The 8,589-nt window shown below is 64.0% G+C and carries 5 protein-coding genes and 2 pseudogenes; 5 read left to right on the forward strand and 2 right to left on the reverse strand.

Features of this window, described 5'->3' with window-relative positions; translation table 11 throughout:
• Together UP10_RS10395 and UP10_RS10400 are read right to left on the reverse strand one after the other, a co-directional pair.
• Positions 1–311 (reverse strand): annotated as a pseudogene (locus UP10_RS10395) (IS110 family transposase); the annotation flags it as partial.
• A 182-nt stretch (positions 312–493) separates the two neighbouring features.
• Positions 494–1,717, reverse strand: coding sequence for an ABC transporter substrate-binding protein (locus tag UP10_RS10400; protein ID WP_044587264.1), 1,224 nt, complete (start codon positions 1,715–1,717; stop codon positions 494–496).
• A 215-nt stretch (positions 1,718–1,932) separates the two neighbouring features.
• On the opposite strand from UP10_RS10400, the gene UP10_RS10405 reads away from it, so the two are divergent.
• The 5 genes and pseudogenes from UP10_RS10405 to UP10_RS10425 all read left to right on the forward strand — a co-directional run.
• Positions 1,933–2,799 (forward strand): beta-keto acid cleavage family enzyme, encoded by an 867-nt coding sequence (locus UP10_RS10405; protein ID WP_044587268.1) that lies wholly within the window; start codon positions 1,933–1,935, stop codon positions 2,797–2,799.
• Between the two features lie 114 nt (positions 2,800–2,913).
• Positions 2,914–4,512, forward strand: coding sequence for an AMP-binding protein (locus tag UP10_RS10410; RefSeq protein WP_044587265.1), 1,599 nt, complete (start codon positions 2,914–2,916; stop codon positions 4,510–4,512).
• Positions 4,512–6,128, forward strand: coding sequence for an acyl-CoA carboxylase subunit beta (locus UP10_RS10415; RefSeq protein ID WP_044587266.1), 1,617 nt, complete (start codon positions 4,512–4,514; stop codon positions 6,126–6,128). The genes UP10_RS10410 and UP10_RS10415 overlap by 1 nt, the downstream gene beginning before the upstream one ends.
• Positions 6,125–8,104: an acetyl/propionyl/methylcrotonyl-CoA carboxylase subunit alpha gene (locus UP10_RS10420; protein ID WP_044587267.1), complete on the forward strand. Its 1,980-nt coding sequence runs from the start codon at positions 6,125–6,127 to the stop codon at positions 8,102–8,104. Before UP10_RS10415 ends, UP10_RS10420 begins: the two co-directional genes overlap by 4 nt.
• A gap of 174 nt (positions 8,105–8,278) precedes the next feature.
• Positions 8,279–8,589, forward strand: a pseudogene (locus UP10_RS10425) (IS110 family transposase); the annotation flags it as partial.

An 8,589-nucleotide genomic window follows, 5' to 3' on the forward strand; every position in this document is an offset into this window, starting at 1 on the left:
GGCCGGCCCATCGCTTCACACAGCCCTTCCGCATCCCGCCCGTCGTTCTTGTTCCGCATCACGTAGGGCTTCACCAGCTGTGGGGCCATCAGCTTCACCTCATGGCCGAGCTTGCGGAGCTCCCGCGCCCAATATTGCGAAGCCCCGCAAGCCTCCATCCCGATCACGGTCGCCGGCAGTTTGCCGAAGAACTCCAACACCCGGTTGCGCGAAAGCTTCTTGCGCAGCACCGGCCGCTCCGACGCATCAACCCCATGCAGCACAAAAATATGCTTCGACGTATCCATTCCAATTCGGATAATCTCTCCCACGGACGGCTCCTTTGTCTGAGATTTGCAACAACCTCATTCTGGCACACTGATGCCGTAGGGGGCCGTCCACACCATCAACCACCGATCTCAATAATTGAGACGGCTATGGCTCCAGCGGACTCAAATAATCACCATTCGTGGTTATGGGTCCCGGGTCGCGCTTCGCTTGCCCGGGACGACGGTTAGAGATTCGCGCCCTCGATCACCTCGCCGAACCGCAGCCAGCCCGGACCCTCGATCCGTTGCAACTGGAGCTGCCGCAGCGGGTGGTGATTGGTCGGGCTGGTGTTGACGCGGATGCCCGGCAGCATCGTGGGGATCTGGACATCCCTGAGATTGTTCGCCTGCGCCATGATGTTGTCGCGGGTGAAGTTGCCCTTACACTGTTCGAGCACGATCTTGAGCACCTGCGCCACCGTGTAGGCGTAGAGGCTATAACCTTCCTTCGGATTGCCGTCGGGAAAGTACTTCTCCATGAAGGTGAGGAAATCCCTGACGCCGGGATCATTGGCCCAGGCCGGATCAGCGACGTCCTTCACATAAGCCGACGAGATCGTGCCTTGCGCCTTGTCGAGCCCAACGGGCAAGATGGTCGAGGAAAGCGAGGCGGCGCCGCTGGCGATGAAATGCATCGGCTTCCAGCCGAGCTCGTAGATCTTGCGGATCGACTGCGCGGCGAATTTTGCCGTGGTACCTGAGATCAGCACGTCCGGGTTGGCGCCGCGCAGGGTGACGAGCTGGGAATCGATCGTGGGATCGGTGACCTCGTGCGAGGCCACCACCGCGGTGCTCTGGAACTTCTCGCCCAGCACATCCTTGGCGCCGGCGACGAAATCCTTGCCGAGATCGTCGTTCTGGTAGAGCACCGCGAACTTCGCATTCGGATTCCGGCTCAGCGCATATTTGACGAACACCTGCGCCTCGGTCCGCGCGCTCGGCGCAAAGCCCATGGTCCAGGGATAGGTCTGGTAGTCGCCCCATTTGTCGCCGTTCACCGACAGGAACAGATGCGGCACTTTGGCGGCGTTGATGTATTTGACCACGGCCGAGTTCGGCGCAGTGCCGAGCATGTTGAACAGGAAGGCGACATTGTCGCTCTCGATCAGCCGGCGCACCTGCTCCACCGTCTTCGCCGGGTTGAACGCGTCGTCGTAATAGATGTACTTGATCTGGCGGCCGGCGATGCCGCCCTGCTCGTTCAGCATCTTGAAGTAGGCTTCCTGGCAGCGCGCCTGCACGCCGAGCGCCGACACCGGGCCACTCAGCGACGTCGTGCTGCCGATCTTGATCTCGGTTGCGGTGACACCCGGCATGTCTTCCGCGAGTGAAGGACGGCTGCCTGCGAGTGCAGCGAGGCCGGCGCCTGCGGCGCCCGTGAGCCATGTGCGCCGGTTGATCGAGACCATGACGTTCTCCCCGCGGGGCCTGCCTGTTGCGCCAGGCTTTTGCTTGCCACGAGGATAGCGCACCATGTCGTTCTGCGTCTTGTGTTAACCGGCTGGCGGCATATCGCTGCGTGAGAGCGTCGGGGTAGCCAGTCAACGCAAGATGGCGCGGAGACAAATCTCTCATCATGGACGGTCAGCGGCGCCTGTGCGCTGCAACCGGGACAAGCGACATCATGAGCGACAAAGCCGTCATCACCTGCGCGCTGAACGGCGTGCTCACCGATCCGAAGCAGCACAACGTCCCGGTCACCCCGGAGCAGATGGCGCGCGAGGCGAGGGCCGCGTTCGATGCCGGCGCCAGCATCATGCACATCCATCTGCGCCAGCAGGAACCGAACAAGGGCCACCTGCCGTCATGGGAGATTGATGTCAGCAAGGAGATCCAGCAGGCGATCCGCGAGGCCTGTCCCGGCGTGATCATCAACCACACCACCGGCACTTCGGGCCCGCATTACCAGGGCGCGCTGAACTGCGTGCGCGAGACCAGGCCCGAGATCGCAGCCTGCAACGCCGGCTCGCTGAACTACCTCAAGGTCAAGGCCGACAACACCTGGGCCTGGCCGCCGATGATGTTCGATAACGCGGTCGAGAAGATCCAGGACTATCTCGACGTCATGAAAATGGCCGGCACGATCCCCGAATTCGAGTGCTTCGACGTCGGCATCGTCCGCTGCGTCGGCATGTACCGGCAGACCGGCATGTATTCCGGTCCGCTCGAGTACAATTTCGTGATGGGCGTCGCCTCGGGCATGCCGGCCGATCCGGAGCTGCTGCCGATCCTGTTGAAGCTGAAGGCGCCCGACGCGCATTGGCAGGTCACCGCGATCGGCCGCGCCGAGATCTGGCCCTTGCACCAGCGCTGCGCCGATCTCGGCGGCCACCTGCGCAGCGGGTTGGAGGATACGTTCTATCTTGGTGACGGCACCAAGGTGACGTCCAATGGGCAACTCGTCGAAGCGTTGGCCGCATGCGCGCGAAGAGCAGGTCGCGAGATCGCGAGCCCGGCGGAAGCGCGGAAGATTTTTTGGGTCAGGCACTGACGTCAACCGGACCGTCAGTGCGAGCGTAGCGAAGCAATCCATTTCACCACAAGAAGAAAGTGTGGATTGCTTCGTCGCTGCGCTCCTCGCAATGACGAGGTAGGAGGAAAGTCCATGGACAATCTCACAGCAACCGGCGGCGTCACCGGACCAGGCCGCATCGGGCGGGTTGCGATCGGCGATCTTCTGAAACGCGCCGCGCGGCGATTTCCGGATCGCATTGCGCTGACTGATGGCAACCGTCGCGTCACTTTCACCGAGATCGAACGCGACGCCAATCGCTTCGCCAACCATCTGGTCCAGCGCGGCCTGAAGCCGGGTGAGAAAATTGCGACCATCTGCAACAACTCGATCGAGTTCGTCAAAGCGCTGTTCGGCATTCATCGCGCCGGCCTCGTCTGGGTGCCGATCAACACCATGCTTGGACCAGCGGATATGGACTATATCCTCGGCCATGCCGAGGTGCGCTTTGCGGTTATCGACGACAATCTCCATGGGCAAGCCGATCGCCGCGCGGCGCTGGACGCGCGCGGCATGGAGATGATCGCGATCGATCTGACCGGCAATGCTGGGAAGGCCGGTCTCCCAGGCTTCAACGACCTGCTGCCGGGCCAGTCCGACATCGAGCCGGAGATCGAGATCAACGACCGCGACCTTGCGATGATCATCTACACTTCGGGCACCACGTCGCGGCCGAAGGGCGCGATGCACTGCCATCTCGCCGTCGTGATGGCCGTGATGAGCAACTGTATCGAGATGCAGCTCTCTCGCGACGACGGGATCACCGGACAATTCCCGCTGTTTCACTGCGCCGGCCATGTGCTGCTGCTCAGCTATCTCTCGGTCGGCGGCCGCATGGCGCTGATGCGCGGCTTCGATCCGGTCGTCTGCATGGAGGCGATCGTCCGCGACAGGCTCACCGTGTTCGTCGGGCTCTCCCTGATGTACCAGGCCATCCTCGATCATCCGCGCCGCCGGGACCACGACCTGTCGGACCTGCGCTGCTGCATCTATACGATGGCGCCGATGGGCAAGCCGCTGCTGGAGCGCGCGATCGCCGATCTCTGCCCGAACTTCGTGCTCTCCAGCGGCCAGACGGAGATGTATCCCGCGACCACGATGTCGCGACCCGAGGTGCAGCTGAATCGTTTCGGCAATTACTGGGGCGAGTCGCTGATCGTCAACGAGACCGCGATCATGGACGACAATGGCAATTTGCTGCCGCGCGGCGAGATCGGCGAGCTGGTACACCGCGGACCCAACGTGATGATGGGCTATTACAAGGACTCGAAGGCGACCGAAGAGGCGCGCAAATTCGGCTGGCATCACACCGGCGATCTCGCATTGATCGACGGCAACGGCGAGGTGCTGTTCCTCGACCGCAAGAAGGACATGATCAAGTCCGGTGGCGAGAATGTCGCCTCGGTCAAGATCGAGGAGACGCTGCTTGCGCATCCGGCCGTGCAGAACGCCGCCGTGGTCGGCCTGCCGCATCCGCAATGGGGCGAGGCGGTCTCCGCCTTCGTCAAGCTGAAGCCCGGCGCGGTGGCCGACGAGGCCGGGATCGAGGCGCATTGCCGACAGCATCTCGGCGGCTTCCAGGTGCCGAAGCTGGTGCGGATCCTCGACGAGATGCCAATGACGGCGACCGGCAAGCTGCGCAAGGTCGAGCTGCGGCAACAGTACAGTGGATATTTTGCGGAGCGTGCCTAGTGGCCATCATTGAGAACACCATCGCAACCGGCAGCGCGGGCTTCCAGGCCGATCGCGACGGCATGCTGGCGCTGATCGCGCGGATGCGGGCGCTGGAGGAGCGGACGCGCGCTGCTTCGGCCGCGGCCAAGGACCGCTTCCACAAGCGTGGGCAGTTGCTGCCGCGCGAGCGCGTCGCGCTGGTGTTTGATCCCGGCTCGCCGTTCCTCGAACTCTCGACGCTCGCCGGCTACATGTTCGACGTATCCGATGCGGACAAGAGCGTGCCCGGCGGCGGATTGATCGCCGGTATCGGTTTCGTCTCCGGCATCCGCTGCATGGTGAGCGCCAACGATGCCGGGATTGATGCCGGCGCGCTGCAGCCCTATGGCATCGACAAGACGTTGCGGGTACAGGAGCTCGCGCTGGAGAATAAGCTTCCTTACGTGCAGCTCGTCGAGAGCGCCGGCGCCAATCTGCTGCGCTACCGCGTCGAGGATTTTGTCCGTGGCGGTAACATCTTTCGCAATCTGGCGCGGCTGTCGGCGGCGGGATTGCCCGTCGTCACCGTCACCCACGGCTCGTCGACCGCCGGCGGCGCCTACCAGACCGGCCTGTCCGACTACATCGTGATGGTGCGCGGCCGCACCCGCGCGTTCCTGGCCGGGCCGCCATTGCTCAAGGCCGCGACTGGCGAGATTGCGACTGAGGAGGAGCTTGGCGGCGCCGAGATGCACACCTCGATCTCGGGCCTCGGCGACTATCTTGCTGAGGACGACCGCGACGCGCTCCGCATCGCACGCGAGATCATGGCCAAGCTGCCCTGGGACCGGCCTAAGCGCGACGAAGCCGCGTTCAAGCCGCCACGCTATGACGCGGAGGAGCTGCTCGGCGTCATGCCTGTCGATCACAAGCGGCCCGTCGACATGCGCCAGGCGATCGCGCGCTTCATCGACGATTCCGATTTCACCGAGTTCGGCGCCAATTACGGCCCGGCGACGATCTGCGGCCACGCCCGTATCGAAGGCCAGGCAATCGGCATCATCACCAACAACGGCCCGCTCGATGTGCCCGGCGCCAACAAGGCGACGCATTTCATCCAGGCCTGCTGCCAGTCGCGCACGCCGATCCTCTATATGAACAATACGACCGGCTACATGGTTGGCAAGGCCTATGAAGAAGCCGGCATGATCAAGCACGGCTCGAAGATGATCCAGGCGGTGACCTCGGCGACGGTGCCGCAGATCACGATCTATTGCGGCGCGTCCTTTGGCGCTGGCAATTACGGCATGTGCGGCCGGGGCTTTCATCCGCGCTTCTGCTTCTCCTGGCCGAACGCCAAGACCGCGGTGATGGGCGGCGAGCAGGCCGCCGAAACCATGGCGATCGTCACCGAGGCCGCTGCCATCAGGCGCGGCAAGCCGATCGAGAAGGAGAGACTGGAGGCGATGAAGGCGCAGATCGTTGGCGTGTTCGACGGCCAGATGGATGTGTTCTCGACCAGCGCCCGCGTGCTCGATGACGGTGTGATTGATCCGCGCGATACCCGCAGCGTGCTAGCCGAAGTGCTGGCGGTCTGTCGCGAGGCTGAGGCGCGCAACCCGCAGCGCATGCAGTTCTCGGTGGCGCGGCCATGAGCGGGGCAATCGAGAAGCGGACGCCGTTCTTCAAGATCCTGATCGCCAACCGCGGCGAGATCGCGCTGCGCGTCATGCGCACGGCGCGGCGGCTCGGCTACGGCGTGGTCGCGGTCTATTCCGATGCCGACCGCGATGCACTTCATGTCCGCGAGGCCGATCAGGCGGTGCGGATCGGCGAGGCGTTGCCGGCGCAGTCCTATCTCAAGATCGATGCGATTATCGCCGCGGCCAAAGCGAGCGGGGCCAGTGCGGTGCATCCCGGTTACGGCTTCCTCGCCGAGAACGAGGCGTTCGCACAGGCCTGCCGCGATGCCCGACTCGTCTTCGTCGGCCCGTCGCCGGAAGCGATACGCGCGATGGGCAACAAGGCGGGCGCCAAGGACATCATGCAAAAGGCCGGCGTGCCGTGCGTGCCCGGCTATCAGGGCGTCGATCAGAGCGATGCCGTCATGCTGACGGAGGCGAAGACGATCGGCTTCCCGGTGATGATCAAGGCGGTCGCCGGTGGCGGCGGGCGCGGTATGCGGCTGGTCGCTGATGCCGCAGCGTTTCCGGATGCGCTGCGTAGCGCACGCTCGGAGGCGCAGGGGGCGTTTGGTGATCCGACTGTCATCCTCGAGCGCGCGATCGTCGATCCCCGTCACATCGAGATCCAGGTGTTCGGCGACCGCTACGGCGACGCGATCCATCTCGGCGAGCGCGATTGTTCGGTGCAGCGGCGGCACCAGAAGCTGATCGAGGAGGCGCCGTCGCCTGCGGTCTCCCCGGAGCTGCGCGCCCGGATGGGCGCGGTCGCTGTGCAGGCCGTCAAGGCAATCGGCTATGAAGGCGCCGGCACGCTGGAGTTCCTGCTCGACCGCGACGGCCATTTCTACTTCATGGAGATGAATACGCGGCTGCAGGTCGAACATCCCGTCACCGAGGCGATCACCGGGCTTGATCTGGTCGAGCTGCAGCTTCGCGTCGCCAGCGGCGAGGCGCTTCCGCTGAAGCAGGGGGACATCAAATTCTCCGGCCATGCCATAGAGGTGCGGCTCTGCTCGGAGGACGCCGGGCACGACTTCATGCCGCAATCGGGCACGATGGCGTTGTGGCAGATGCCGGAGACCGTCCGCGTCGAACACGCACTGCAGTCGGGTGCGGCGATCCCACCGTTCTACGATTCGATGATTGCGAAGATCATCAGCCATGGTGCGACGCGCGATGAGGCGCGGGGCAAGCTGATCTGCGCCCTGGAGCAGGTCGCAGCCTTCGGCGTCACCACCAATCAGGGCTTCCTGGTCGATTGCTTGCGGCATCCCGTCTTTGCCAAGGGTGAGGCGACCACGGCCTTCATCGGTCAGAACCGCGATGCGCTGCTGGCCCCGCGTGCCGATCAGGGCAACGACATCGCGCTGGCGGCGCTGCTGCTGTACGTCACCAATCCCCACGCGCCGCCGTGGCAACGCGGGCGATCGCTCGCCGCGACATTCCCGCTGGGCCTGCGGATCGATCTCGGCCATGGCGTGCAGGAGATCGAGATCGTCCGCGAACGTGACGGCAGCAACCTCGCCGCCCGCAATGGCGACCAATACCGTTTCAAGATCGACGAGCTCGGCCGCGATAGCATCCGCTTCCACCACGACGGGCTGATGGAATCGGCGAGATTCCTGCGTGATGGCGATCGACTCTATGTCCTGCATCGCGGCGTTACGCTGTCGGCCCGGGATCTCACGCTCGCGCCGCCGGAATCGGCGAGTGCGGCCGGCGGCGACGGCAAGGTCCGCGCCGCGATGAACGGCCGCGTCGTCGCGCTGCTGGTGAAAGCCGGCGACAAAGTCGCGGCGGGTCAGCCGGTGATGACGCTGGAGGCGATGAAGATGGAGCATGTGCATACCGCGGGCGTAGCGGGCACGGTGTCGTCCATCGACGTCGCCGAGGGTGAGCAGGTGACGACCGGGAAGGTCGTGGTGGAGATCGAGGCGGCTGCGTAAACTGTCGTCCCGGCGAAGGCCGGGACCCATACTCCGCAGCCGGAGTTGTGAACGGGATTCGTCGTTCCAGCGACACGCAACAATCTGCATTCGTGGTTGATGGTGTGGACGGCCCCCTACGGCATCAGTGTGCCAGAATGAGGTTGTTGCAAATCTCAGACAAAGGAGCCGTCCGTGGGAGAGATTATCCGAATTGGAATGGATACGTCGAAGCATATTTTTGTGCTGCATGGGGTTGATGCGTCGGAGCGGCCGGTGCTGCGCAAGAAGCTTTCGCGCAACCGGGTGTTGGAGTTCTTCGGCAAACTGCCGGCGACCGTGATCGGGATGGAGGCTTGCGGGGCTTCGCAATATTGGGCGCGGGAGCTCCGCAAGCTCGGCCATGAGGTGAAGCTGATGGCCCCACAGCTGGTGAAGCCCTACGTGATGCGGAACAAGAACGACGGGCGGGATGCGGAAGGGCTGTGTGAAGCGATGGGCCGGCC

This window comes from Bradyrhizobium sp. LTSPM299, assembly GCF_000938235.1.
GTDB lineage: Bacteria > Pseudomonadota > Alphaproteobacteria > Rhizobiales > Xanthobacteraceae > Bradyrhizobium.